31 protein-coding genes are annotated in these 24,944 nt (G+C 63.1%); 9 read left to right on the forward strand and 22 right to left on the reverse strand.

Annotated features, from left to right (window positions below; genetic code table 11):
* Positions 1–15: 15 nt before the first annotated feature.
* From ychF to MESAU_RS10815, 4 genes are all read right to left on the reverse strand, one after another.
* Complete coding sequence (ychF, locus tag MESAU_RS10800) at positions 16–1,119, reverse strand: redox-regulated ATPase YchF (protein ID WP_015316083.1); 1,104 nt, start codon at positions 1,117–1,119, stop codon at positions 16–18.
* A gap of 96 nt (positions 1,120–1,215) precedes the next feature.
* Positions 1,216–1,956 carry an aminoacyl-tRNA hydrolase gene (gene pth, locus MESAU_RS10805; RefSeq protein WP_015316084.1) on the reverse strand — a complete coding sequence of 247 codons (741 nt, stop codon included), beginning with the start codon at positions 1,954–1,956 and terminating at the stop codon, positions 1,216–1,218.
* A gap of 24 nt (positions 1,957–1,980) precedes the next feature.
* On the reverse strand, positions 1,981–2,622 hold the full coding sequence (locus tag MESAU_RS10810; RefSeq protein ID WP_015316085.1) for a 50S ribosomal protein L25/general stress protein Ctc: 642 nt from the start codon (positions 2,620–2,622) through the stop codon (positions 1,981–1,983).
* A 237-nt stretch (positions 2,623–2,859) separates the two neighbouring features.
* Complete coding sequence (locus tag MESAU_RS10815) at positions 2,860–3,288, reverse strand: MarR family winged helix-turn-helix transcriptional regulator (RefSeq protein ID WP_015316086.1); 429 nt, start codon at positions 3,286–3,288, stop codon at positions 2,860–2,862.
* 151 nt (positions 3,289–3,439) lie between these two features.
* Here MESAU_RS10815 and MESAU_RS10820 point away from each other — a divergent pair, with 151 nt between their 5' ends.
* Positions 3,440–4,297 carry an alpha/beta fold hydrolase gene (locus MESAU_RS10820; protein WP_015316087.1) on the forward strand — a complete coding sequence of 286 codons (858 nt, stop codon included), beginning with the start codon at positions 3,440–3,442 and terminating at the stop codon, positions 4,295–4,297.
* A gap of 67 nt (positions 4,298–4,364) precedes the next feature.
* Here MESAU_RS10820 and MESAU_RS10825 read toward each other — a convergent pair whose 3' ends face one another.
* Positions 4,365–5,606: an MFS transporter gene (locus MESAU_RS10825; RefSeq protein ID WP_015316088.1), complete on the reverse strand. Its 1,242-nt coding sequence runs from the start codon at positions 5,604–5,606 to the stop codon at positions 4,365–4,367.
* A gap of 139 nt (positions 5,607–5,745) precedes the next feature.
* On the opposite strand from MESAU_RS10825, the gene MESAU_RS10830 reads away from it, so the two are divergent.
* Positions 5,746–6,642: an AraC family transcriptional regulator gene (locus MESAU_RS10830; protein WP_015316089.1), complete on the forward strand. Its 897-nt coding sequence runs from the start codon at positions 5,746–5,748 to the stop codon at positions 6,640–6,642.
* 79 nt (positions 6,643–6,721) lie between these two features.
* Here MESAU_RS10830 and MESAU_RS10835 read toward each other — a convergent pair whose 3' ends face one another.
* The 7 genes from MESAU_RS10835 to MESAU_RS10865 form a co-directional block, all read right to left on the reverse strand.
* A complete protein-coding gene (locus MESAU_RS10835) occupies positions 6,722–7,657 on the reverse strand; it encodes a ribose-phosphate pyrophosphokinase (RefSeq protein WP_015316090.1) in 936 nt (311 codons plus the stop codon).
* 155 nt (positions 7,658–7,812) lie between these two features.
* Positions 7,813–8,448 (reverse strand): hypothetical protein, encoded by a 636-nt coding sequence (locus MESAU_RS10840; protein ID WP_015316091.1) that lies wholly within the window; start codon positions 8,446–8,448, stop codon positions 7,813–7,815.
* 43 nt (positions 8,449–8,491) lie between these two features.
* Positions 8,492–9,643 (reverse strand): M24 family metallopeptidase, encoded by a 1,152-nt coding sequence (locus MESAU_RS10845; RefSeq protein ID WP_015316092.1) that lies wholly within the window; start codon positions 9,641–9,643, stop codon positions 8,492–8,494.
* Positions 9,643–10,437: a peptidoglycan editing factor PgeF gene (gene pgeF / locus MESAU_RS10850; protein ID WP_015316093.1), complete on the reverse strand. Its 795-nt coding sequence runs from the start codon at positions 10,435–10,437 to the stop codon at positions 9,643–9,645. Before pgeF ends, MESAU_RS10845 begins: the two co-directional genes overlap by 1 nt.
* A 103-nt stretch (positions 10,438–10,540) precedes the next feature.
* Positions 10,541–11,629: a class I SAM-dependent methyltransferase gene (locus MESAU_RS10855; protein ID WP_015316094.1), complete on the reverse strand. Its 1,089-nt coding sequence runs from the start codon at positions 11,627–11,629 to the stop codon at positions 10,541–10,543.
* The gene (lgt, locus tag MESAU_RS10860; RefSeq protein ID WP_015316095.1) at positions 11,626–12,486 is read right to left on the reverse strand and encodes a prolipoprotein diacylglyceryl transferase; all 861 of its coding nucleotides are present in this window, start codon (positions 12,484–12,486) and stop codon (positions 11,626–11,628) included. Before lgt ends, MESAU_RS10855 begins: the two co-directional genes overlap by 4 nt.
* Positions 12,487–12,631: 145 nt before the next feature.
* Positions 12,632–12,874, reverse strand: coding sequence for a BrnA antitoxin family protein (locus tag MESAU_RS10865; RefSeq protein WP_015316096.1), 243 nt, complete (start codon positions 12,872–12,874; stop codon positions 12,632–12,634).
* Positions 12,875–13,097: 223 nt separating this feature from the next.
* Between MESAU_RS10865 and MESAU_RS10870 the strand changes: the two genes are divergently transcribed.
* From MESAU_RS10870 to MESAU_RS10880, 3 genes are all read left to right on the forward strand, one after another.
* A complete protein-coding gene (locus MESAU_RS10870; protein WP_015316097.1) occupies positions 13,098–13,400 on the forward strand; it encodes an accessory factor UbiK family protein in 303 nt (100 codons plus the stop codon).
* 319 nt (positions 13,401–13,719) lie between these two features.
* Complete coding sequence (locus MESAU_RS10875; RefSeq protein ID WP_015316098.1) at positions 13,720–14,220, forward strand: type III secretion system chaperone family protein; 501 nt, start codon at positions 13,720–13,722, stop codon at positions 14,218–14,220.
* A 15-nt stretch (positions 14,221–14,235) separates the two neighbouring features.
* The gene (locus MESAU_RS10880; protein WP_015316099.1) at positions 14,236–14,595 is read left to right on the forward strand and encodes a tRNA-binding protein; all 360 of its coding nucleotides are present in this window, start codon (positions 14,236–14,238) and stop codon (positions 14,593–14,595) included.
* Positions 14,596–14,655: 60 nt separating this feature from the next.
* On the opposite strand, the gene MESAU_RS10885 is transcribed toward MESAU_RS10880, so the two are convergent.
* From MESAU_RS10885 to MESAU_RS10900, 4 genes are all read right to left on the reverse strand, one after another.
* Positions 14,656–15,678 carry a glycosyltransferase family 4 protein gene (locus tag MESAU_RS10885; RefSeq protein ID WP_015316100.1) on the reverse strand — a complete coding sequence of 341 codons (1,023 nt, stop codon included), beginning with the start codon at positions 15,676–15,678 and terminating at the stop codon, positions 14,656–14,658.
* Between the two features lie 250 nt (positions 15,679–15,928).
* Positions 15,929–17,344 (reverse strand): ATP-binding protein, encoded by a 1,416-nt coding sequence (locus MESAU_RS10890; protein WP_015316101.1) that lies wholly within the window; start codon positions 17,342–17,344, stop codon positions 15,929–15,931.
* 146 nt (positions 17,345–17,490) lie between these two features.
* Positions 17,491–18,210 carry a response regulator gene (locus MESAU_RS10895; RefSeq protein ID WP_015316102.1) on the reverse strand — a complete coding sequence of 240 codons (720 nt, stop codon included), beginning with the start codon at positions 18,208–18,210 and terminating at the stop codon, positions 17,491–17,493.
* Entirely contained in the window at positions 18,197–18,730 is a 534-nt protein-coding gene (locus MESAU_RS10900) for a MarR family winged helix-turn-helix transcriptional regulator (RefSeq protein ID WP_015316103.1), read from the reverse strand. The genes MESAU_RS10895 and MESAU_RS10900 overlap by 14 nt, the downstream gene beginning before the upstream one ends.
* A gap of 259 nt (positions 18,731–18,989) precedes the next feature.
* Here MESAU_RS10900 and MESAU_RS10905 point away from each other — a divergent pair, with 259 nt between their 5' ends.
* From MESAU_RS10905 to MESAU_RS10915, 3 genes are all read left to right on the forward strand, one after another.
* Positions 18,990–19,883, forward strand: a complete 894-nt coding sequence (locus tag MESAU_RS10905) for a branched-chain amino acid aminotransferase (protein WP_015316104.1) — start codon at positions 18,990–18,992, stop codon at positions 19,881–19,883.
* Between the two features lie 145 nt (positions 19,884–20,028).
* Positions 20,029–20,346 carry a hypothetical protein gene (locus tag MESAU_RS10910; RefSeq protein WP_015316105.1) on the forward strand — a complete coding sequence of 106 codons (318 nt, stop codon included), beginning with the start codon at positions 20,029–20,031 and terminating at the stop codon, positions 20,344–20,346.
* 136 nt (positions 20,347–20,482) lie between these two features.
* Entirely contained in the window at positions 20,483–21,121 is a 639-nt protein-coding gene (locus tag MESAU_RS10915) for an MBL fold metallo-hydrolase (RefSeq protein WP_015316106.1), read from the forward strand.
* A 94-nt stretch (positions 21,122–21,215) separates the two neighbouring features.
* On the opposite strand, the gene MESAU_RS10920 is transcribed toward MESAU_RS10915, so the two are convergent.
* The 3 genes from MESAU_RS10920 to MESAU_RS10930 form a co-directional block, all read right to left on the reverse strand.
* Positions 21,216–21,650 carry a BA14K family protein gene (locus tag MESAU_RS10920; RefSeq protein WP_015316107.1) on the reverse strand — a complete coding sequence of 145 codons (435 nt, stop codon included), beginning with the start codon at positions 21,648–21,650 and terminating at the stop codon, positions 21,216–21,218.
* 185 nt (positions 21,651–21,835) lie between these two features.
* Positions 21,836–22,048, reverse strand: coding sequence for a cold-shock protein (locus tag MESAU_RS10925; RefSeq protein ID WP_008877668.1), 213 nt, complete (start codon positions 22,046–22,048; stop codon positions 21,836–21,838).
* A 318-nt stretch (positions 22,049–22,366) separates the two neighbouring features.
* Positions 22,367–22,579: a cold-shock protein gene (locus tag MESAU_RS10930; protein WP_006202520.1), complete on the reverse strand. Its 213-nt coding sequence runs from the start codon at positions 22,577–22,579 to the stop codon at positions 22,367–22,369.
* Between the two features lie 584 nt (positions 22,580–23,163).
* Between MESAU_RS10930 and MESAU_RS10935 the strand changes: the two genes are divergently transcribed.
* Complete coding sequence (locus MESAU_RS10935; protein ID WP_015316108.1) at positions 23,164–23,574, forward strand: Kazal-type serine protease inhibitor domain-containing protein; 411 nt, start codon at positions 23,164–23,166, stop codon at positions 23,572–23,574.
* Between the two features lie 33 nt (positions 23,575–23,607).
* On the opposite strand, the gene MESAU_RS10940 is transcribed toward MESAU_RS10935, so the two are convergent.
* The 3 genes from MESAU_RS10940 to MESAU_RS10950 all read right to left on the reverse strand — a co-directional run bounded on the left by MESAU_RS10940 (position 23,608) and on the right by MESAU_RS10950 (position 24,819).
* A complete protein-coding gene (locus MESAU_RS10940; protein WP_015316109.1) occupies positions 23,608–24,225 on the reverse strand; it encodes a flavodoxin family protein in 618 nt (205 codons plus the stop codon).
* Between the two features lie 79 nt (positions 24,226–24,304).
* Positions 24,305–24,553 (reverse strand): hypothetical protein, encoded by a 249-nt coding sequence (locus tag MESAU_RS10945; RefSeq protein ID WP_015316110.1) that lies wholly within the window; start codon positions 24,551–24,553, stop codon positions 24,305–24,307.
* Positions 24,550–24,819, reverse strand: a complete 270-nt coding sequence (locus tag MESAU_RS10950; protein WP_015316111.1) for a hypothetical protein — start codon at positions 24,817–24,819, stop codon at positions 24,550–24,552. The genes MESAU_RS10945 and MESAU_RS10950 overlap by 4 nt, the downstream gene beginning before the upstream one ends.
* Between the last annotated feature and the right edge of the window lie 125 nt (positions 24,820–24,944).

Genomic DNA, 24,944 nt, shown 5'->3' on the forward strand with positions numbered 1-24,944 from the left:
TCCGCCGCGACCTCCTCAGGTATTGAACTTGAACAGCATGATGTCGCCGTCCTGGACGACGTACTCCTTGCCTTCGTCGCGTGCCTTGCCGGCTTCCTTGGCCGCCACTTCGCCGCCCAGCGTGACGAAGTCGTTGTAGGCGATGGTCTGGGCGCGGATGAAGCCGCGCTCGAAATCGGTGTGGATGACGCCGGCCGCCTGCGGCGCCTTGGCGCCCTTGTGCACGGTCCAGGCGCGCGTCTCCTTCGGCCCAACGGTGAAATAGGTGATGAGCTGCAACAATTCGTAGCCGGCACGGATCACCTTGTTCAGGCCTGGCTCGTCGAGGCCGAGCGAGGACAGGAATTCCATCTCTTCCTCGTCGGAGAGCTGCGCAACCTCGGCTTCGATCGCGGCCGAAATGACGACAGTGCGGGCGCCCTGCGCTGCGGCCATCTGCTCCACGGCCCTGGTGTGCTCGTTGCCGGTGGCCGCGTCCGCCTCGGCGACGTTGCAGACGTAGAGCACGGGATGTGAGGTCAGAAGGTTCAAGCCCTGCAAGATGTGCAGATCTTCCGCCGAGATGCCGTCGAGCAGGATGCGGGTCGGCTTGCCTGCCTGCAGCAGCTCGAGCGCGGCCTCCATCATCGGCAGCACGGTCGTCGCTTCCTTGTCCTTGCTGCCGGCGCGCTTGCGGAACTGGACGATGCGGCGCTCGAGGCTGTCGAGGTCGGCGAGCATCAGCTCGGTCTCGACCGTCTCGGCGTCGGCGACGGGGTCGATGCGGCCCTCGACATGGGTGATGTCGTCATCCTCGAAGCAGCGCAGCACATGCACGATGGCGTCGACCTCGCGGATGTTGGCGAGGAACTGGTTGCCCAGGCCTTCGCCCTTGGAGGCGCCGCGCACCAGGCCGGCGATGTCGACAAAGGAGATGCGGGTCGGGATGATCTCCTTCGACTTGCCGATCGCCGCGATCTTCTGCAGGCGCGGATCGGGCACCGCCACCTCGCCGGTGTTCGGTTCGATGGTGCAGAACGGGTAGTTGGCGGCCTGCGCGGCGGCCGTCCTCGTCAGCGCGTTGAAGAGCGTCGACTTGCCGACATTGGGCAAGCCGACGATGCCGCATTTGAAACCCATTTTGTCCGGTCCTATCGGGAAAAGCGAAATTCGATGAGGCTATGGGCGATAGGGGTTGGGAACGTCAAGTCCCGTGACGCCGCATGCCTCTACGCTTCAGTCCTTGTTGCCGAACAGTTTCTTCAGCATGGCGGCCATGGGGCCGCTTTCCGGCAGCTTGGCGACCGGCTGCTGAGGGCGGGCCTGGCGGACATGACTTTGCTGTTTCGGGCTCGACTGCTTCCGCGCCGGGTTTTCCGGTTCGGCGCCGGTCTTGCCCTGGACGGCGAGGGCGACCTTGTTCATGAAACCGGATTCGTCGCCCTTGACGATCATCGCCGCATTGTCGGCGATCGCGTCGAGCAGCGGGTCGAGCCAGTCGCGCTCGGCCTTGGCGAAATCACCGAGCACATGATGCTGGACCATTTCCTTGACGCCGGGATGGCCGACGCCGATGCGCACACGGCGGTACGCATTGCCGACATGGCCGTCGATCGAGCGGATGCCGTTGTGGCCGCCGGCGCCGCCGCCGGTCTTGATGCGCAGCTTGCCTTCGGCAAGGTCGATCTCGTCATAGAAGACGGTGAGGGCGGAAAGGTCGAGCTTGTAGAAGCGCAGCGCTTCGCCGACCGACTGGCCGGACAGGTTCATGAAGGTCTGCGGCTTGATCAGGATGATCTTTTCGCCGCCGAGCGTGCCCTCGGAAATCAGGCCCTGGAACTTCTTCGACCAGGGTGAAAAGGAATGGCGGCGGGCGATAGCGTCCGCCGCCATGAAGCCGACATTGTGCCGGTTTTCAGCGTATTTCGCGCCCGGATTGCCGAGGCCGGCAAAGACAAGCGCTGTCTTTTCTGGCATCGTCGCCTCCGGGCGTGAAAAGAGTTACTTCTCTTCGGCGGCGGGAGCCGCTTCGGGAGCCGCGGCCTCAGCTGTCTCTTCGGTCTCCGGCTTCATCGCCGACGAACCGGCAACGGTCGCGATGGTGAAGTCGCGGTCGGAGATGACGGGCTTGACGCCGGCCGGCAGCTTGACCGACGAGATGTGGATCGAATCGCCAATGTCGGCGCCGGTGAGATCGACGGTGATGAATTCCGGGATCGCATTGGCCGGGCAGTGGAACTCGACTTCGTGACGCACGATGTTGAGCACGCCGCCCCGCTTGATGCCGGGTGACTTGTCTTCATTGATGAAGTGCACGGGAACATCGACGTTGACTTCGGTGTCCTTGCCGATGCGCAGGAAGTCGACATGGACAGGGAAATCCTTGACCGGGTCGAGCTGGAAGTCCTTCGGCAGGACCTGGATCTTCTTGCCGTCGACATCGATCGTGGCGATCGTGGTCAGGAACCCGCCGCCGTGGATCTTGTAGTAGATGTCCTTGTAGGTGAGCGCGATCGCCAGGGGAGGCTGTCTGTCACCATAGATTACTGCAGGCACTTTACCGTTGCGGCGAACTGCACGGGCGGACCCCTTACCGACCTGTTCGCGCGCTTCGGCCTTGAGCTCGTAAGTATCGTGGCTCATGGCTTTTCCTTTCGCGTGTTATGGAGCGCCTACGGTTGGCAATGTACCAGGCCGTAAACGTCGAAAGCCGCCAGACCTCGATGTCCGAATGCCGGAAACCGCAGCGAGCGGATCTTTGTTCGGGATCACAAGGGGAAGGCAGCCTTCCGCCGCGTTGCCTCCAAGGGTGTCTACGCGGGTGGCGGCTCTATAGCGGAAGGCGGGCAGGCGTGCAAGCGGCGGGTGGGAAGGCCGTTGCTACCGGTCGCCGCTCAACGCGTCGCGCAACGCCTGGACCTGCCGGTTCAGCGTGTCGAGTTCGGCCAGCGTCATGCCCGAGCGTTCGACCAGGGTCTCGTTCAGGCAGTTGCACTGGACGAGCAGCTTGCGGCCGGCCGGTGTCAGGTCGACCTGTACCTGGCGCTCGTCGGTCTGGCTGCGCTGGCGGGTAACCAGGCCGGCCTGCTCCATCCGCTTCACCAGCGGCGTGACCGTGCTCGATTCCAAAGCGAGCCTGTGCGCGATCGTGCCGACAGACATGCCGTCGGCCTCTCCCAGCGCGTTGAGCACGAGATATTGCGGATAGGTGATCCCCATCTCGTCCAACATCGGCTTGTAGGTGCGATTGATCGCCATGCTGGTGGCGTAGAGCGTGAAGCAGAGCTGATTGTCCAGCGGGAGAGGCACGGTGGATTCCTTTGCCGATTAAGCGCACGCATTATGTACCACGGAAAAAGATATCGCGATACATATTTCCATGGACAAGAACCTCGAGCTGGGTTAGCGATATTGGTATCGTGATATTTTTTATCGCGACAGCAATCAAACGGAGATTGAGATGACCTCGCAGACCAAACCAGGCTCAGGCAGCGGCACGATCACCACCAAGGACGGCACGCAGATCTATTACAAGGACTGGGGAACCGGTCAGCCCATCGTGTTCCATCACGGCTGGCCGCTGAGCAGCGACGACTGGGATGCACAGATGCTGTTCTTCCTGGGCCAAGGCTACCGGGTCATCGCCCACGACCGCCGCGGCCACGGCCGTTCGACGCAGACGGATATCGGCAACGAGATGGACACCTATGCCGCCGATGTGGCTGAACTTGTCGCGCATCTCGACCTCAAGGACGCCATCCATGTCGGCCATTCGACGGGTGGCGGCGAGGTGGCGCGCTATGTCTCCCAGTATGGAGCGGGCGGCCGTGTCGCCAAGGCAGCGTTGCTCGGCGCGGTACCGCCGATCATGCTCAAGACCCCAGCCAATCCCGGCGGCCTGCCGATCGAGGTCTTCGACGGCTTCCGCTCCGGCGTCGCCGCCAACCGCGCGCAGCTATATCTGGATGTTCCCGCTGGCCCGTTCTACGGGTTCAACCGTCCGGGCGCCGTGGTCTCGCAGGGCATTATCGACAACTGGTACCGCCAGGGCATGATGGGCGGCACCAAGGCGCATTACGACTGCATCAAAGCCTTCTCGGAGACCGACTTCACCGAAGACCTCGAGAAGATCGACGTGCCGGTGCTGGTCATGCATGGCGACGACGACCAGATCGTGCCGATCGCCGACTCGGCGCTGCTGAGCATCAAGCTGCTCAAGAAGGGCGAGCTCAAGGTCTACAAGGGCTTTCCGCACGGCATGGCCACCACCCACGCCGATGTCATCAACGCCGACCTGCTGGCTTTCTTCAAGGCCTGAAGCCCTCCGCCTGAACAGAAAAAGGCATCCGCCATATGGCGGGTGCCTTTTGCCTGGAACAGATGATTCAAGCGGCCGCTTGCGCCTTCCGGGCTTCCTTCATGTTGGGCAGGAACACCGTCAGCAGCCCCAGGAACGGCAGGTAGGAGCAGATCTGGAAGACAAAGTCGATGCCCTTCATGTCGGCGACGACGCCAAGCACCGCGGCCGCGATGCCGCCGACGCCGAAGGCGAAGCCGAAGAAGATGCCGGCGATCGTGCCGACGCGGCCCGGCACCAGCTCCTGCGCGAAGACGACGATGTTGGAGAAGGCCGACGACAGGATGAGGCCGATCAGCACGGTCAGCACCATCGTCCATTCCATGTTGGCGTAGGGCAGCGCCAGGGTGAAGGGCAGGACACCGACGATCGAGAACCAGATCATCGCCTTTTGTCCATAGCGGTCGCCGAAGGGACCGCCGAGCAGGATGCCCAGCGCCGAAGAGCCGAGGAAGAGGAACAGCATGACCTGCGACATCTGCACCGAAACGCCGAACTTATGGATGGAATAGAAGGTGTAGTAGCTGGCCAGGCTGGCGATGTAGGCGTTCTTGGTCAGCACCAGCAAGGTCAGCACCGCCAGGGCCCACATCACCTTGCGGCGCGGGAAGGGCGACACGAAGCTTGCCGCCTTGCGATTGCCTTGCGCTGCGCGCAGGCGGCTGTACCAGCCGCCGACCTGCCACAGGATGACGATGCCGATCAGCGAGCCGACGGCGAACCAGGCGATGCTGGTCTGGCCGAAAGGCACGACGATGAAGGCGGCCAGCAAGGGACCCATGGACTGGCCGAAATTGCCGCCGACCTGGAACAGCGACTGCGCCAGGCCAAACCGGCCGCCGGATGCGAAGCGGGCGATGCGCGAGGATTCCGGATGGAAGATCGCCGAACCGATGCCGATCAGCGAGGCGCCGATCAGCAGCAGGTAGTAGTGCCCGGCATAGGCCAGCACGACCAGGCCGATCAGCGACGATGCCATGCCCCAGGGCAGCGAGTAAGGCATCGGCCGCTTGTCGGTGACCGCGCCGATGATCGGCTGCAGCAGGGATGCCGTTACCTGGAAGGTGAAGGTCAACAGCCCGATCTGCCAGAAGTCGAGGCCGTAATTGTCTTTCAGAAGCGGATAGATGGCCGATAACAGCGACTGCATGATGTCGTTGATGGAGTGGCAGAGGCTCACCGCCAGGATAACGGTGAAGGCCGTAGCCTGGGCTGACGCGTGACTGGCGGTCGCAGGCGGCGCGACGCTGGTGGCGGTCGTATCGGTCAAGATAGGCTCCGTAGTCTTTTTGGCGGGTTGTTACCGCAGGCGACGTGGCGGGCGCTTCCCGCAGGCAGCCTTATAGTCCGGTTGCCAGGCGACTTCTTTCGTGGTTTGGTCCAATAGTTTCGCAAGTGGGCCATCTCGAATGCCAAAAACCAGGGAAATTTTCGGCGCCGGCCACACCGACCTCGAGCAATTGCACGGGCTGCGCTGGCAGTGGCTCGAGCAGGCGGTCGGGCCGGCGGTGGTGCTGCCGACCGAATATCCGGATGGCTACCACGTGCCGCACCACCACCACAGCCGCAGCCAGTTGCTGCATGCGCTGGTCGGCGTCGTGCTGGTGACGACGCGGCATGGGCGCTGGATGGTGCCGCCGGACCATGCGATGTGGATTCCAGCCGGCATCGAACATTCCGTCGAGATGCTCGGCGACGTCTCGATGCGCTCGGTCTATGTCATACCGCAGGCGATCCCAGGCCTGCCGGAGGGCATGCGCGTCGTCGGCGTCACTGACCTGATGCACAGTCTTATCGTGGAATCCGAGAAGCTGCCGCAAGGCGGCGAACTGGAAGGGCGCGGTGGCCTGATCATGAGCCTGCTGCTGCATGAGATCCCGCAATTGCCGGAGCGGCCGCTCGGCCTGCCGTTCCCGTCGGATCCCAAACTGGCGGCGCTCTGCCGGCGTTTCGTCGCCGCACCCTCACCGCACGCGACCATCGACGAATGGGCCGATACCGTCGGCATGAGCCGGCGCTCCTTCACGCGCGCCTTCCAGCGGCAGACCGGCCTGTCGCTGTCGACATGGCGCCAGCAGGCCTGCCTGTTCGCGGCGCTGCCGAGGCTCGCCGATGGCGAGCCGATCACGCGGGTGGCGCTCGATCTCGGCTATGACAGCGTGCCGGCCTTCATCACCATGTTCAAGCGCATGCTTGGCTCCTCGCCGCGCGGCTATATGCGCGGCGCGCGTGATGCCGGCGAAGGCATGCGGCGAGCCCCGGCCCGGTTGGAGGCGCCGACGCCATCGGCCTTGCCGCAGGAATAACTTGGGCCGCAGGGGTAACTTGGGCCGCATGAGCAATTTGGGCCGCAGGGGTAACTTGGGCCGCAGGGATAACTGGTTTTCAGTCGAACAGGCTCGAGACCGATTCCTCGGTCGCTGTGCGCGAAATGGCTTCGCCCATCAGGTCGGCGATCGAGATGACGCGGATGTTGGGTGCGTCGAGCACGCCTTGCGTCGGCTGGATGGAATCGGTGATCACCAGTTCCTGCAGCTTCGAGCCGCTGATGCGAGCGACCGCGCCGCCCGACAGCACGCCGTGGGTGATATAGGCGGTGACGCTGGTGGCGCCGTTGGCTAGCAGTGCGTCGGCGGCATTGCACAGCGTGCCGCCGGAATCGACGATGTCGTCGATCAAAAGGCAATCCTTGCCGGCGACCGCGCCGATGATGTTCATGACTTCCGATTCGCCGGGACGCTCACGGCGCTTATCGACGATGGCAAGTTGCGCGTCGAAACGCTTGGCAAGCGCACGCGCACGCACCACGCCGCCAATATCGGGCGACACGACGACGACATTGCCGAGTTGCTTGTACTTCGCCTTGACGTCACGGGCCATCACCGGCACCGAGAACAGATTGTCGGTGGGGATGTCGAAAAAGCCCTGGATCTGGCCGGCATGGAGATCCAGCGTCAAAACCCGGTCGACACCTGCACGGGTGATCATGTTGGCGACCAGCTTGGCAGAGATCGGCGTGCGCCCGGAAGCGCGGCGATCCTGCCTGGCATAGCCGAAATAGGGAATAACCGCCGTGATGCGCTTGGCCGACGAGCGCATGAAGGCGTCGATCATGATGAGCAGTTCCATCAGGTGATCGTTGGTCGGAAACGAGGTCGACTGCAGGATGAAGACATCCTCGCCGCGCACGTTTTCCTGGATCTCGACGAAGATTTCCTGGTCGGCGAAGCGCCTGACACTGGCCTTGCCCAGCGGGACGTTGAGATAGCGGGCGACCGCTTCGGCCAGCACCCTGTTGGAATTGCCCGCGAAGAGTTTCATGCACCGTTCCTGGTGGAGGACGGAGAAGCCTGGCGGACTCTCCTGCACCTTTTAACCGGGCTTTTAGCGGCCCGCGCGGCTATTGCAAGCGCCGAGATCGTGAATCCGCCGGCTAAGCCTAAGAAAGCTGTTCGGCATCACCGGCTGGCAACACCTCAACTCGCCTTGCCGCTGAGAAAGGCCGCAAACTGGTCGATGGTCTGGTCGGCGATCGCCTGCATGGTGGCTGGCGAGACCGACTTCCAGCTGTCGGCGCCCGCGCTGTCGCGGGAACCGGTGGAAGGCGCCTTCATCTGGCCGTTGATGCGGTGCAGCCGGTTGCCGGAGGGGTCGTAGACATCCCAGACATAGATGACCGTGGTGTCCTTACCCTCCGTCATCGCCGAGAAGTAGCCCTTGAGCACATGGGTCGCGGTCTGGTCCTGGCTGCCGGCCAGCGTGATGCCGCGCTGCCTGGCGCGTGTCTGCAGTTCCGCCGTCAGCGGCGTGGCGGCTTCCACCGAAGCGCCGACGATCGGCGCGATCTGCAGCCGGGTCTTCGCCAGGATGGCGGCGGCCTGGGCCGAAGTGATGGGCGCGGGCGCGCCCGCCGTCGTGGTGGCCGTCGCGGCCGTGGATGGCGCCGGGGCGGGAACGGTGGCGGCAGCGCTGCCTTGCGTGGCCGGTGCGGGCTGCGCCGAGGCCGCCGGCGGGGTGATGGCGGAAGGTTCGAGGACGTCCTTTGCGTTGGTGCAGGCGGTCAAAGCCAATGCCACAAGCAATGACACGGTCGTCACATGCGATCGTCTCATTTGCCTTCTAACTCCTTGGCGAAGAACGCCTCCCATTATGGATTCACTGCACGATCAAGTCGAGATCATGGCGGGACAGCGGCTTCGGCTGGGATTCGGTGGTCAGGTAGGTGCGGCCAAGCGTCATCGCCGTCTCGGTCTCGGAGTCCATGATGATCATGTGGGCAAACAGCGTCATGTTCGGCGCGATCGGCTCGGGATTGCCCTGGTAGAACATCGGCATGTCCATCCAGGACGGCGTGAAGCGGGCGCCGACCGAATAGCCGCAGGCGTTCAGCCGGTGCTTGGTCAGCCCGTGCGCTTCCATGGTGCGGGCATGGGCGTCGAACACATCGCCGAAGCTGTTGCCCGGCGTCATCGCCTTTTCGACGGCCAGAAGTGCCGCGCGTGCGGCGTCGAACAGCTCCTGATGGCGCTTGGAGACCTTGCCGGTCAGCACCGTGCGCATCATCGGCGCATGGTAGTGATGGAAGACGCCGGCCCATTCGAGCGTCAGCTGGTCGTTCTTGGTGAGCTTGCGGCGGCCGGCCTTGTAGCGGCACAGCAGCGCATCGACGCCGGAGCCGATGATGAACTCGTTGGCCGGATAGTCGCCGCCGCCGGCGAAGATCGCGCCCTGCATGGCGGCCAGGATCAGCGCCTCGTCGCCGCCCTGCTTGATCAGCGGCAGGGCCGCGTCCAGCGCGTCGTCGGAGAGATTGGCTGCCTTTTCGGCCTTGGCGACCTCGGCCGGGCTCTTGAACAGGCGCAGCCGCCCGACGATGCCGGAGGCGTCGGCGATCTGGCCGAAGGTCTGCAACTGCTCGTCCAGGCGGCGGCCATTATAGGCGGTCAGGCCGTGAGTGTCGTATTCGACGCCGATGCGGGCGCCGAGCAGGTCGAGTTCGTTAAGCAGGTTGCGCAGGTCGACCGCGGGATTGGCGCCGTCGCGGTCGGTCCACAGCACGATGTTGTCGATGATCGAGGTTTGGCGCGCCTGGCGCAGATCGGCCGAGCGGGTCAGCAGCACCATCGAGCCGTCGGCCTTGACCACCAGGCACTGGAAGAAGCAGAAGCCGAACGTGTCGTAGCCGGTGAGCCAGTACATGCTTTCCTGGGCGAACAGCAGGATGGCGTCGAGCTTTTTCTCGGCCATCTCTATCATCAGCCGGTCGCGCCGCGCGTCGAATTCGGATCGTTCAAAATGCAGCGCCATTATACCTTCTCCAAAACGATTGCCGAAACCTGCCGGCCATAATCGGGCTCCCTGCGGTGCGTGGTGCGCCGGTAGGAGTAAAACAGATCTTCCTCGGCATAGGTGCAGCGGCCAAGGCCATCGGCCGTCACACCAGCCTTGGCCAGCCGGTCGATCGTGTAGCGGTTGAGGTCGAACATCGAATGGCCGGCATGGGCCGAAGGCACGAAATACCGGGCATTTTCGCTGTCGGCCTCGACGAAGCGGGCGACGAATTCGGGCCCGACCTCATAATTTGCAGGGCCGATTGAAGGGCCAAGCACGGCGACGATGTTTTCGCGCCGGGCGCCGAGGCGCTCCATGGCGGCAATGGTGTTTTCGAGCACGCCTGACAAAGCGCCTTTCCAGCCGGCATGCGCCGCGCCGATGATGCGCGCGCCGGCATCCGCGAACAGAACCGGGCCGCAATCGGCGGTAGAGGCGCCGATGGCGATGCCCGGCCGGTCGGTGACGATGGCATCGGCCTTTGGCCGCTCGCCGGCAAAGGGTTCCCTGGCGACGATGACGTCGGGCGAATGGACCTGCCAGGCGGTCAGCAGATGATTTGCGGGCACGCCCATCCAGGCGGCGACACGGGCGCGGTTCTCGGTCACCAGTGCCTGGTCGTCATCCGACCCGGTGCCGATGTTGAGGCCCCGGTAGATGCCCGTGGAGACACCGCCGATGCGGGTGAAATAGCCGTGGCGGATGCCTTGTGTCTGTGCCTTGTCCAGCAGCAGCGACCGAATGGGATCCGGTTTGGTCTGATTGAGCATGCGGGCGTTGTTGTCCGTGTGGGCGGTTTCGTCAAGGAAAAGCGGCCGGCAGTCCGGCGGCTCTTTTACCGGACGGGAGATTGGGAGGGGTAGCGACGAAAAGTCAATCCGCCGTTGCGAAGGGCCTGACGGAGACGTCGCGTGGAACGACGGCGAGGACCTTGAAGAGTTCGCCCATCGCTTGCGGCCCGGCGAGCCGTTCGACGGCATCCGATATCTTGTCGCGTGCCGCCTGGCCGGCATCGGCGCCCAGCTGGCCGGCGCGCTCCAGAATGCCCATGCCGAGCAGGAAATTGCCCTGCGTCGACAGATGGGCATCGAGACCATGCGCGCGCACGATCGCTGCAAGAGCGGCGAAATCGACATGGGACGTAAGGTCTGCCTCACCGGGATTGGCCAGCACATCTTCGTGACTGTGCCGGCGCAAGGCCTGCAGCGTGTCGCCGACACCGGGCCGCAGATGGCCGTAGTCGAGGAATAGCCCGGCGCCGCCATGAGCCGCCATGCGCTCAGCGATCGCCGCCATTAAGGCGGTGCGGGCGGGCGCGATTTCGACGATCGCGCCTTGCGGCGCGTCGGCCGCATCCCTGGGCAGCAGCGTCGGGTCGACCGAGCCGGCGCCGGCGAAGAAGCAAAGATTGTCGGCATCGTCGAGGCCGACCATGCGCTCGCGCCAGTCGGCGCCGGCGCGGATGAACTGGCGGATGGGCACGGCGTCGAACAATTCGTTGCCGACGATCAACAGCGGTTGATGGGGCAGGGTCTCGATCGCTTCATGCCAGTCTATCGCGAAGGGTGTCGCTCCAAGCGTCTGCTTCTGGATCTCGGCCAAGCGCGGACTGGTCTCGATCATGGCGAAGGCGGCGCCGTTGGCCAAGGCCGGATCAAGCCGCGACAGAGTGCGCAGCATGTCCTTCATCAGCGTGCCGCGGCCGGGGCCGATCTCGGCGACGGTGACCGGCATGGGCCGGCCGATCGCCGCCCAAGCCTGGTAAAGCCAGACAGCGACGAGTTCGCCGAACATCTGGCTGATCTCCGGTGCGGTGATGAAATCGCCGGCCGCGCCGAACGGCTCGCGTGTCGTGTAATAACCATCGCGCGGATCGAACAGGCACAGCGCCATGTATTCGTTGACGGGCATCGGACCGACCGCCTCGATCAGGTCGACGATGCGAGCCTTCAGCCGCGTCATGTCGCCTGCGGCTGCGCTTGCGTCACCGGCTTGGCCGTCGCCATCGCCCAGATGCCGGCCAGCACCATCGGCGTCGACAGGATCATGCCCATGGTCAGCCAGTTGGTGCCGAGGAGATAGCCGAGCTGCTGGTCGGGCTCGCGGAAGAACTCCACGAAAATTCGTGACAGGCCGTAGCCGCAGATGAAGGCGCCGCCGACAAAGCGCGGTGTCTTCAGCTTGAGGCGCGAATGGGTAAGAATGCGCAGCACGACAAACAGCACCAGCCCTTCGAGCAAGGCCTCGTAGAGCTGGCTCGGATGGCGGGTGAACGGACCGCCGTTGGGGAATTCGATCGCCCAGGGCACATCGGTGGGCCGCCCCCAGAGCTCGGAATTAATGAAGTTGGCGACGCGCACGAGACCGAGACCGACCGGCACGCCAGCTGCCACGACATCGAACAGCGACCAGGTGCGGATGCCGCGCTTCATGGAAAACAGCGTCATGGCGAGGATGACGCCGAGCAGGCCGCCATGGAAGGACATGCCGCCTTGCCAGACAGCGAAGATGTCGAGCGGATGGGCGATATAGCGCGCCAGGTCGTAGAACAGGACATAGCCGGTGCGGCCGCCCAGAACCACGCCAATGGCCGCCCAGACGATGAAATCGTCGAGATCCTCAGGCTTCATCGGCAGGACGCCGTCGGGCCAGAGTTTAGGATTGGCGGTGAGCCGCTTGGCATACCACCAGGCAAACAGGATGCCGACGATGTAACCGATGCCGTACCAGTGCACCGCCAGCGGCCCGATCTGGACGAGGATCGGATTGATATTGGGAAAAGGCAGCGAAGCCAGCGGCAGCAGGAAATATTCGTTCAACGGGGAGCTCTCGGTTGCGATCGGCGCGGACCATGCGGCAGGGTTTTGGCAGGGTCAAGGCAAGGTCACGGGGGTCAATGGTCCGGGAACAGATTCGGGTCCGGGAACAGATTCGCTTCCAGCTCCGTCGCCGGGGTGGGCGTGCTTACCCCCTGGGCTTGGCGGCCACCACTTCGCGCAAGGCGTCGTTGATCCTGTCCTGCCAGCCGGGACCATCTTCCTGGAAATGATCGAGCACGGCCCGGTCGATCCTGATCGAGACAAGCTCGCGGGCATTCGGTGCGGCGGAGGGTTCGCGAGGCGGGGCCGCGGCCGGTTTCTTGACCGGCTTGAAGACTGCTTCGGCGGCTTCCATCGGATTTGTCGGTCTGCGCGGGGGCGTTGCCATTGGTTGTCCTGATTGAAACGTGCGTGAAGGGAGACGAGGGCCTTACAATAGGCGACTTGCCGCTACCAAGTACAGCTTGGGAGCCGTTCGAGAGGCTCCTGCAGGACCCGCGCCCATCATGCGGGCCGTGCGCCATAGCAGCGCGGAGGCCGCCTCGGACCCCAACGTTCTTGCATTCCTCGCGCCACCTCACTAATTCAAATCAAGCAAGCGAGGATTTGCCATGTCGACCGGACCGAACCGCATTCTCGATGAATTCGCCAAGCTGATGACCGATGCCGCCGGTGCCGCTCAAGGCGTGCGGCGCGAGGTGGAGACGGCCTTCAAGGGCCAGGCGGAACGCATCCTCAACTCCATGGATGTCGTGCAGCGCGAGGAGTTCGAGGCCGCGCGCGAGATGGCCGCCAAGGCGAGGGAAGAAAACGGCAGGCTCGCCTCGCGCATCGAGACGCTCGAGGCCAGGATCGCCGAGCTGACCGGTCAGGCCACACCTGCGGCGCCGGCGAAGCCCAAGCCGAAAAAATAATTCGTTAAACTTTTCCACAAAGCACCAGCCTGAAAATCGCTTTGCCGTGAATCGCTTACCGGCATTGCGTGACTCTTTGTGACAGGCACCTTTCCACATGCGAATGACGCAGTGCGAAAAATTGGGCTGTTCACGCGACTCCCGATCAATAGACTGAATTTGTTGCATGATTCGGAGCAGGGTCATGCAACCGGGCGGTGGGGTTCGGTCTGGGGTCTTTGCGTTGATAAGTCCCGGCCGTCCGAGTTCTAGACAAGATTGTTCGTCGTGTGTGCCCCGCGGAGCGTGTGGCGCTCCCCCTGAACACAGGAAGCATTCCATGGAACTTCTCGAACTCGAATTTTCCCGCGAAATCCATCCGGTGGATGTGATCGAGCAGGTGGCCCACAACAATGACTGGTCCTTCGAACGGGCCGGCGATGACGAAATCTCGATCTCGGTTGCCGGCAGCTGGACCGACTATCACGTCTCCTTCTCGTGGATGGAGGATTTCGAGGCGCTGCACCTTGCCTGCGCCTTCGACATCAAGGTGCCGGAAGCCCGCACGCTGGAAGTGATGCGGCTGTTGTCGCTGATCAACGAACAGATGCTGTTCGGCCATTTCGACCTCTGGGAGCAGGAAGGCGCGATCATGTTCCGCCAGTCGCTGCTGCTCGCCGGCGGGGTCGAACCCTCGAGCCAGCAGGTCGAGGTGCTTTTGTCCTCGGCGCTGGAAGCCTGCGAATGCTATTTCCAGGCTTTCCAGTTCGTCGTCTGGTCGGGAACCTCGGCCAAGGACGCGCTGGCCGGCGTGCTGTTCGAGACCTTCGGCAACGCCTGAGCAGAAGCGTTCGACATGAGTTCAAACAACGAGCGCAAGCCTGAAATCAGCTTTGCCGATTTCGATCGTGTCGACATCCGTGCCGGCACGATCGTCGAGGCCGAACCGTTTCCGGAGGCGCGCAAGCCGGCCTTCAGGCTGAAGATCGATTTCGGGCCTGGGATCGGAGTGAAGAAGTCCTCGGCGCAGATCACCAAATACTATTCGCCCGAGACCTTGATCGGCCGACAGGTGTTCGCGGTGGTCAATTTCCCGCCGCGCCAGATCGGCCCGTTCATGTCGGAAGTGCTGACGCTCGGCTTTCCCGATGAAGAGGGCGCCGTGGTGTTGGGCGCCATCGAGCGCAGGGTGCCGGATGGCGGCAGGCTGTTCTAGGCTTTCCGAGGTCAAACAGAATACCGCCTCGTTCCTTGGCGTCCCCGCCGGCCTGTCGGATCAGGCCGCCAGCTTGCGCGTCGTTCCCAGTGCTTCCCCGACCGCGTCGAGAAACATTTCCGCGCAGGCCTTCCAACTGTAGCGCATGGCGCGCTCGCGGGCCTGGTCGCGGCTGACGTCGAGCGCGGCCAGCGCGGCCTCGCGCAAATCGGTGGAAACAGCACCGCCGACACCATCACCAACGATGTCGATCGGCCCGGTCACCGGGTAGGCGGCGACCGGCGTGCCGCTGGCCAGCGCCTCGATGATGACGTTACCGAAAGTGTCGGTGCGGCTGGGAAAGACGAAGACGTCGGCGGAGGCGTAGATTTCGGCCAGTTCGTCATTGGGGCGATGGCCGAGGAAATGCGCCTTCGGATATTTCGCCTTCAGCTTGGCAAGCTCGGGCCCTTCACCGACGATCACCTTGCTGCCGGGCAGGTCTAGGTCGAGGAAGGCCGACAGGTTCTTTTCGATGGCGACGCGGCCGACACAGAGGAAGACCGGGCTGGGGAAGCCGAGGTCCTTGCGCTTGTCGGGCCGGAAATGCTCGGTGTCGACGCCACGCGTCCAGGGCCTCAGCTTGTTGAAGCCGCGCGCCGTGAGATCGTCGGCGAGCGACTGGGTGGCGACCAGCGTGCCTTGGCCCGAATTGTGGAAATCGCGCAGCCAGCGATAGGCCCAGCTCTCCGGTACCGGCAGGCGGGCGCTGAGATATTCGGGAAAGCGGGTGTGGTAGCTGGTGGTGAACGGCCGGCCGGCATTGCGGCAATGGCGCCGCGCCATGATACCCAGCGGTCCCTCGGTGACGATGTGAATGTGGTCGGCCTTGTAGCCGTCGATCAGGCGCGCGACATGGCCGGGCGTGGTCAGCGCCAGGCGGATGTCGGGGTAGGTCGGCAGGGGCAGGGTGCGAAAGATGTTCGGGGTCAGGAACTCGACCGCGACGTCGAAGGATTTCAGGGTCTCGGTGAGCCGCTCCAGCGTGTGGACGACGCCGTTGACCTGCGGGCGCCAGGCGTCGGTGACCATCACTATGCGCATGGCGGCCCTTTGCTCCGGAGGTCGGCGGTTGCCTTGAAACGATGCCGGAACGGCGACCATGCGGCCGCCCTCGCTTCGCTCCAGCGCACCCTGACGGGTACGGGGTCGAAGTGAGGCGGCAAGGACGAATCAAGTGCGGTCGCGCGCTTCATGCGCGCTCTTGACCATGGTTTCATGACGGGCGGATGAAGCAGACCGTGATCCCGAAAAGTCGAAAGCGGTTTTCAGGCAAGATCATGCCAAATAGAAATCAGGCCGGAACCTTGATCACCGCGCGCAGGCCACCCATCGGGCTGTCGTCGAGCGTGATGTCGCCGCCATGGCTGCGGGCGATGTCGCGGGCGATCGACAGACCGAGCCCGGTGCCGCTGGCGTCGAGATTACGGGCTTCGTCGAGCCGCACGAAGGGCTTGAACACGTCTTCGCGCCTGTCGGCCGGAATGCCTGGCCCATTATCGTCGACGGTGACCAGAAGCGAGCCGCGGCCGTGGTCGGCGGTGACCTCAACGGTGCGGGCATAGCGGAAGGCATTGCCGATGACGTTGGACAGCAGCCGCGCGAAGGCATTCGGCCTGACATGCACGGTCGGATCGCCGGAAAGCGTCGTCGACAGCCTGCATTTGCGCAAGTTCGCTTCTTCGCCAAGCTTCTGGAAATAGGCTTCCAGATCGAAACGTCCCGGGTCCTCCGAGGCCTCGCCCTTGGCAAAGGCGAGATAGCCTTCCAGCATCGACTGCATGTCCTCGATGTCCTGGTCGAGCGCCGCCTTGGTCTCGGCCTTGCCGCCGGCCAACGCCAGCTGCAGCTTGAAGCGAGTAAGGATGGTCCTGAGATCATGGCTGACACCGGTCAGCATGGCCGTGCGCTGCTCGATCTGGCGCTCGATGCGCTCGCGCATCTGGATGAAGGCAAAGCCGGCGCGGCGCACCTCTTCGGCCCCGCGCGGGCGGAAATCGCGCGGCATCGGCCGGCCCTTGCCGAAGCTTTCGGCGGCCTCGGCAAGCGCCAGGATCGGCCGGATCTGGTTGCGCAGGAAGGGGATGGCGATCATCAGGAGCACCAGCGAGGTGCCGACCATCCAGATCAGGAAAATGTGGGTGTTGGAGGCATAGGCCTGGCTGCGGCGCACGAAGACGCGCAGCACCTTGTTCTCGAGCTGGACGCGCACTTCGATGATGTTGGAATTGCCGACAGTGTCGATCCAGAAGGGGCGGTTGATCTGCCGGGTGATTTCGGCGGAGAGAACATCGTCGAGGATAGAGAAGAACGGCTTTGGACCGGGCGGCGGCAGCGGATCGGGCGGCAGGAGATCGACCTTCAGCTGCATGCGATCCTGCGCGATGCGGATGATGTTGGCGTAGTCGGCGTCGTGTGGATAAGTCTCGATCAGGTCGATGATGGCGGCGATGTCGCGCACGGTGGCCTGCGACAGGCGTTGCGTCACGGTTGCCCAGTGGCGTTCCATGAAATCGAAGGCGACGACCGACTGCAAAAGGATCATCGGCGCGATGACGATGATCAGCGAGCGCGCATAGAGGCGCTTGGGCATGTAAAGCGAAACCAGGCGCCAGAACCGGTTCCAGATGCGCGGCACCGCCTTGAGCGACCGTGTGGCGCGTGCACTCAAACCGTCATTGTCCGGCTGTTCCAGTTCCGTGGTCGCCATTGGCTCTTTTCATCCGTCGGCGGTATTGGGTCGGGATGACGTTTGGCTGAATCGTCATCCTGATCCAACTCTTTGTTGGAGCATGATCTTTTCCGAAAACCGGTTCCCACTTTTCGGGACCATGCACTTGGGCCGCCGCCGGCATTCTATTCCACGCTGAGCCGATACCCAATACCGCGCACGGTCTGCAGCCAGACCGGATTGGACGGATCGCGCTCGATCTTGCGGCGCAGCCGGTTGATCTGGACGTCGATGGTGCGCTCGCCGACTTCCGAATCGTCGCCGACGAGTTCGTGGCGGGGGATGGTTTCGCCGGCGCGCGCGGCGAAGATCGCCAGGATCTCCTGTTCGCGGTCGGTCAGTTTCAGCGCCTCGCCGCCGCGCTTCAGTTCGCGCCTGGCGATCTGGAAGGTGTAGGGGCCGAACACCAGCTGCTCGACCTTGGGCGTCGCCGCCGGGCCGCCACGGCGCAGGATGTTGTTGATGCGCAGGATCAGCTCGCGCGGGTCGAAGGGTTTTGGCAGGTAATCGTCGGCGCCGGCTTCGAGCCCCGAGATGCGGCTGTCGGTCTCCGACAAGGCCGTCAGCATCAGGATCGGCACGTTCTTCTCGGCGCGCAGCGCCTTGGTGAGATCGACGCCACTTTGTCCCGGCATCATCACGTCAAGCACGAGCAGGTCGAAATCGAGGCCGGCGAGCTTGCGGCGGGCCTCGCCGGCATTGCCGGCGACGGTGACGCGAAAGCCGTTTTCGGTCAGATACTGCTTGAGAAGATTGCGAATGCGGGTGTCGTCGTCGACCACGAGCAGATGTGGTGCGTCGTCATCCGGTGCGGCCGCGGTGTCGACCCTCTCAGTGCTCTCCATGGCTTTTCCCTGACATTTTTGCGGACCCAACGTCGATCTGAGCTCTCAGTTCCGGATTGACCATTGCTTCGAGGAAGCGTTCCACCAAGGTCCGTTCGGTGGCGCCGGAATCTTCCAATGCAGCACGGATGCGGCGTGACTGTGGCCGCGCCAGCGCCAGCGCCAGCGCACGGCCCTTGGCCGTCGGATAGAGTTCGCGCTGGCGACGGTCGCGCGGGCCCTGCAACTGCACGACGTGATCGGTGTCGATCAATTGCTTCAGCACACGCGCCAGGCTCTGCTTGGTTATCTTCAGCACGTCGAGCAATTCGGCGACGGTCAGGCCCGGCCGGCGGTTGACGAAATGCAGCACGCGGTGGTGGGCGCGGCCGAAGCCGTAGTCGGCCAGGATTTGATCGGGATCGGAAGTGAAGTCGCGATAGGCGAAGAAGAAGAGTTCGATGATGGCGAAGTCGATGCCGTCCTCGCTGGTGATTGCGGTCCTGATCGGTTTTCCGGCAGCTGGGCTTTTGTCCGTCATCATTTCTCCATGGGAACAGGAGATTATGTCAGTACTATTGACGTAATTTCCCTGCAATGGTAATTTTTGACAAGCTTTTGGGCGGATTGCGAACGAAAAGGCGAGGCAAGCCGGTTTTTCCGGAACTTCCTGAGTTTGCCAGGGCGCGATTATCCGCTTACGCTTCCAGACACCGGCCGGCGTCTCCAACCACATGGCGCTGCCAAAAGAACACGCAACGACACTAGGATATGCGGGTCGCGACCCGCGGGAGGTTACCATGGCATCCGTTCCCTTCGATCAACTGGACGGCTTCATCTGGATGAATGGCGCGTTCGTCCCGTGGGGGGACGCCAAGATTCATGTGCTGACCCACGGCCTGCATTACGCCAGCGCGGTCTTCGAGGGTGAGCGCGCCTATGGCGGCGAGATCTTCAAGCTCAACGAGCATACGGAACGCCTGCATGAATCGGCACGCCTGCTCGGCTTCAAGATTCCCTATTCGGTGGCCGAGCTCAACGACGCGTCGACCACGCTCCTGAAGAAGCAGGGCTTCCAGGACGCCTATGTCAGGCCGATCGCCTGGCGCGGCAGCGAGCAGATGGGTGTTTCGGCGCAAAACAACCGCATCAACGTCGCCATCGCCATTTGGCAATGGCCGAGCTATTTCGACCCGGCGCAGAAGCTGAAGGGCATCCGTCTCGATGTGGCGGAATGGCGCCGGCCCGATCCGCGCACGGCGCCGTCGCGGTCGAAGGCCGCCGGCCTCTACATGATCTGCACCATGTCCAAGCATGCCGCCGAGGCCAAGGGCTATGCCGACGCCATGATGCTCGACTGGCGGGGCCAGGTCGCCGAAGCGACGGGCGCCAACATCTTCTTCGTCAAGGACGGCAAGATCCACACGCCCAAGCCCGATTGCTTCCTCGACGGCATTACCCGCCGCACGGTCATTGGACTCGCCAAGGATCGCGGCCTGGAGATCATCGAACGCGCCATCCTGCCGGAAGAACTGGAAGGGTTCGAGCAGTGCTTCCTGACCGGAACGGCAGCGGAAGTAACCCCGGTTTCGGAGATCGGCCCTTACCGATTCGAAGTCGGCGAGATCGCCAAGAATCTCATGAACGACTATTCTATCGCCGTTCAACCCAAGCATGCTATCGCCGCAGAATAACGATAGTCACAGCTTTTCGCGCAAGCAGGGGCGGTTTTCGGGCCGCCCCTTTTATTTCAGCGTTTCTGCATTTGACTTTCCTCCAATTCGGCGTCTCATGATGGTGTCGGCCCGGGAGGCTGGCAGCTATGGAGGGACTAATCATATGGACATGAACACGCTTCTTCCGATCATCATTCAGATCATCACAGGCATCATTGGTGGTCAGGCGGTCGGCGCGGCGATCAAGACGGCGGCAATGGGTCAGCTTCCCAAAATCCTGGGCGGAGCCATCGGCGGTGTCGGCGGCGCGGCGATCCTCGGCAGCCTGCTTGGCGGCGGTGCGATCAGTCCTGACGCGGCCGCGGCGGCGACCAGCGGCCTGGGCAGCGCGCTCAACCTGCAGAACATCGTCGGTGGCGCCGGCGGTGGCGCGATCCTGACCGGCATTCTCGGCGCGGTCATGGGCGCCATGAAGAAATAAGCCTGCCGATCTCGGGCTTCGCAGAATGGGCGGCTTCGGCCGCCCATTCCTTTGGAGACGCACTGTTTGGCCTTCCGGCTGTGGACGGTTTTGAGCGATGCCTCTACATGATCGCTGACACAGCGAAAGGACGATCATGGGTCAGCTCAATGCCGGCATCGTGCCGGTCACACCGTTCCAGCAGAACTGCACCATCCTGTTCGACATGGAGGACAAGCATGGCGTCGTCGTGGATCCGGGCGGCGACATCGACAAGGTGCTGGCAACGTTGAAGGACAACGCGATCGCGGCCGAGGCGATCTGGATCACCCACGGTCATATCGATCATGCCGGCGGCGCCATGGAACTGAAGGAAGCACTCGGCGTCGAGATCATCGGCCCGCATGAAGCCGACAAGATGCTGCTCGACAATCTGGAAAACCAGGGCAGGCGCTACGGCATCGGCGGTGTGCGAAACTGCGTGCCTGATCGGTTCCTCGCCGAAGGCGAGACGGTGTCGTTCGGCGGCCATGTGTTCGAGGTGCTGCATTGTCCCGGCCACGCACCGGGCCACGTCGTCTATTATAACCGCGCCGCCAAATTCGCCCATGTCGGCGATGTTCTGTTTCGCGGCTCGGTCGGCCGCACCGACCTGCCCGGCGGCGACCATGCGGCCCTCATCGCCTCGATCAAAAACAAGCTGTTGCCGCTCGGCGACGACATCGGCTTCATCTGCGGCCATGGCCCCGGCGGGCGTTTTGGCGAGGAACGGCGAACCAACCCGTTTTTGACCTGAATGAGATGAGGACCGCTGCCGGAAGCCCAACAAACCGACAACAAAAAAGCGCTGGCCTCGGGGTCAGCGCTTTTTTGTTTGGGGCAGGGAAGCCTCAGTTTGCGGTGCAGAAATGCTGTTCGCCGTCGCTGCCGGTGAAGGTGCCGGTACGGGAATTGAAGGTGCGGTAGCGGTCCGAGCAGTACTCGTACCAGCCGCGCGTCCACGGTTCGGCGTAACGGTCGGCATAGACCACCTGCGGTTCCGCGTAGTAGCGGCGGACCGGGGCAGGGCGCACCCGCACGTCACGATCGTAGTAACCGTCATCGTAATAACGGTCGGAATCGGGTGGTGGCCGGTCATTGGCCAATGCGCCACCGATCAATGCGCCGGCGGCAAGGCCGAGAACGCCGGCTGCCACGGCATCGCCATGGCCATGGCCGTGATGGTGCCAACGGCGCCAGTCATCGGCATTGGCCGCCGAGAAGGTCCCCAGCGTGGTGGCGACCACGGCTGCGGACAGCACGGCTGTCTTGAAAATGCGGTTCATCTTGGTCTCCTTCGTACCGGACCGTGCAGTTTCTTGCAGGGGATGCAGTCCGGCTTTACGAATGACTAATATGGGACCGTGGCTGAACGGGGGCTGAACGAAAATTTGGCCGCACGCATTCTTTCACCGCCTCAAAACCGCACCTTTCGGCGCGGACCTGACTGTGGAGCCGGTCCGAAGCCGGCTCAGCCGACCGACAGGTTGACGGCCTTGGGTCCCTTGCCGCGCTTGTCCGGCTCGGTGTCGAATGTCACTTTCTGCCCATCTTCGAGACCGGGGAGACCCGACGCCTGCACGGCCGAAATATGGACGAAGACATCCTTCGCGCCATCATCCGGTGTGATGAAGCCGAAGCCCTTGGCATGGTTGAAAAATTTGACGGTGCCGGTCTGCGGCATGGGAAGCTCCTTTGATCCCATAAACTCCAGTCTCGGGCCGGCAAATGCCCGAATGCAAATTTGTCCTTTATTTTAGCGCTATCGGCAAGAGAAAGTTTTGCTGGCACTTAAAGCACGTCGCTTTAAGTGCTTGTTTTGATGCGCGTCATTGGCCCGGACCCGGGATGAACTTCCGGATGAGATGAGTCTGCGCTGCGCGGCGGACATGAAAAAGGCGCGCCGAAAACCGCCGCGCCTTTCAAAAACCCGTCTGCCTGCCCAGGTGCTGGTCAAGCTCCTCGTTCGCCCATCCGCCTGGGATGCGCGCGCGCCGATCGCTCAGGCTGCGCGCAGGTTGACCGCCTTCGGGCCCTTGCCCATGCGGTCCGGCTCGACGTCGAAAGTGACCTTCTGGCCATCGACGAGCGTGCGCAGGCCCGAGGCCTCGATCGCTGAAATGTGGACGAACACGTCCTTGGCGCCGCCGTCGGGCGTGATGAAACCGAAGCCTTTGGTCGCATTGAAGAATTTAACGGTGCCGGTCTGGGCCATTGGGGAAACTCCTTCACCCGTTCAGTCTTGGTGGTCCTGCCCGCCACCTGGCGTCGAGGGCAGTTCCTGGTGGTTGCTTTCGGCAGTCATGCATTGGCGCATGGTCAAACCCCCCGCCGAAAAACGGGGCCGTCAGAGATTCACAGTATCGGGGAAAGGTCGTCCAAAACGTTCCGCTCTCCGGGTCGCAAATGCCCGAACACAGAATTTATCGCACGGAAACGTGAAGGTTGCAAGATAGCGCCGCGGGCCGCCGCCCTTGGCGCATCCCGACGCAAAAATCGACCGATCAAAGCGTCGACCGGCCGCAAATAGGCTTCGTTGGCGGAAGGGTCATCGGCCCACAGCACCGGTCATGGATGGGCCAGGAGCGACGATTGCCGGGGACGCGGCTGGGGCCCATCGGTTCGGGTGTCGTTCTCTTACAGAAGCCGCAAACAAGGGTTGCAATTGGCGGTGGAATGACGACGATCACGCCATTGGGTGACTGATCCAAATCTTGTTTTGATCGATATCATCATCAACGAACCGCCACGCAGTCTTGGGCGGTACGGACCGGGACGGGGATCGAGGGAGAGACGATCATGAGGTTTCTTGCGGCGATCTTTTCACGGCAGGTTTTTGCCGTCCTTTTCCTGTCGGCAATTCTTGCCGCCTGCACGGTCGTCGTCGATGACGGACCTGGGCCGCGACCGCGTCCGCCGCGCCCTGAACCGCAATTCTGCACCAAGCAATACGAGCCGGTCTGCGCCCGGCGCGGCGGAGATCGCCAGACCTTCGCCAATGCCTGTCTGGCCGATCGGGCGGGTTACCGCATCGTGCGTGACGGCGCCTGTCACGGCGGTGATGGCGGTGATGGCGGTGGCGAGAAGACGTTCTGCACCCGCGAATATGCTCCGGTGTGCGCCCGCCGGCATGGAGAGATGCGCACCTTCCCCAACGCCTGCGAGGCGCGGGCCTCGGACTACCGCATCGTCGGCGAGGGGCCGTGCTGAGATTCTGCCGTCTCCCGCATGAGGGGAAGGCCATTATTTGTCCACGCCAACATAAGCTTTGCTCTTGAGCAGGCCGGCCAGATGAGCAGCGTTTGAGGCCGCCATTTCGATGGCTTCGGTAACCTTGGCGGGGGTTTTCGGCAGGTCGACGTAATTGACGTCATGCATGGCTTCACCGACCCAGTAGACGCCGCCATTGGCGGGAATGGTGAAGCCGACATCGTTCAGCGCCTGGAAGCACTCCGCATGGCAATGATGCGCGCCGTCCTCGTTGCCGACGATCGCCACTAGGGCCACCTTGCCGGCGGCCGGCATGCGGCCCTTGTCGTCGGTCTCCTCGAGAAAGGCGTCCATCCGCTCCATGACGCGCTTGGCGACGCTCGATGGTTGGCCCAACCAGATCGGCAAGCCGAGAATGAAGATATCGGCGGCCAGGATCTTTTCGCGCAGGCCAGGCCAGTCGTCGCCCCTGCCCATGTCGGAGAGCACGCCAGGCTTGATGTCATGATCAAGCGTGCGCACGACCTCGCCTTCCACGCCATGCGGTTTGAGCGCCGCGAGCAGATCGGCGATGATCTTGTCGGTGGACGATTTTTCCTTGTCGCCGGATGCTTTCAGCGAACAGTTGAGGGCAAAGGCGGTGAGGGACATCGCAAAACTCCTGCATCTGGTGTGCAGGCTCAACGCCGCGAGGCGTTTGCGGTTGCGCGGTGTGTCGGCTGGCCTCCGCTCAGCTGGCCGGATTGTCGGCCAGTTCGAGATTGTCTTCCGTGGTGACCCGTTCGTGGGTCTCCTGGTCGCTGCGGATGCGGTATTGCGGGGAACCGTCCTTGACCGGCAGCCTGCTCTTGATCTCGAACAGTTCCGCGGCCTTGTTGACCAAGCCGGTCCGGCTTTTCATCCGCACGGTCTGGCCGATGGCGAAGAGATGCGAGGGGGTGTCGGTGCGCGGTCGCGCATTCTGTTGAAAACGGATCATGCTGCATTCTCCCGGTCGCGCACCAGCGCGGTTTCGAGGTCCAGGTGGTCGATGGCGACGAGCTGGCTGGTGAGCGGGTTGTTCACCGCCTTTGCCGGCAGATGGATGAAGGTGGCGACGCGGCGCCAGGCAAGCCGCGACATGCCCTCGATCAACTCCTCGTCGTGATCGATGTCGTAGTCGCCGGCCGGCAGTTGTCCTTCCAGGCCACCGAGCATGAATGGCGCGGTGAAATGGGCGATGGAACGGGTGGTGCGGTCGGGCATTGTCCTGGCCTTTTGGGATGAGATTGGCGGGTCGAGAACCTCTGACGCCGCGAGATGCCAATTCTGGCCCAAACCATATGTGATATATAACGGAAATCGGCGCTCTATTCAAGAATAATAACGGA

Origin of the sequence: Mesorhizobium australicum WSM2073 (assembly GCF_000230995.2) — a bacterium.
GTDB classification, from domain to species: domain Bacteria; phylum Pseudomonadota; class Alphaproteobacteria; order Rhizobiales; family Rhizobiaceae; genus Mesorhizobium; species Mesorhizobium australicum.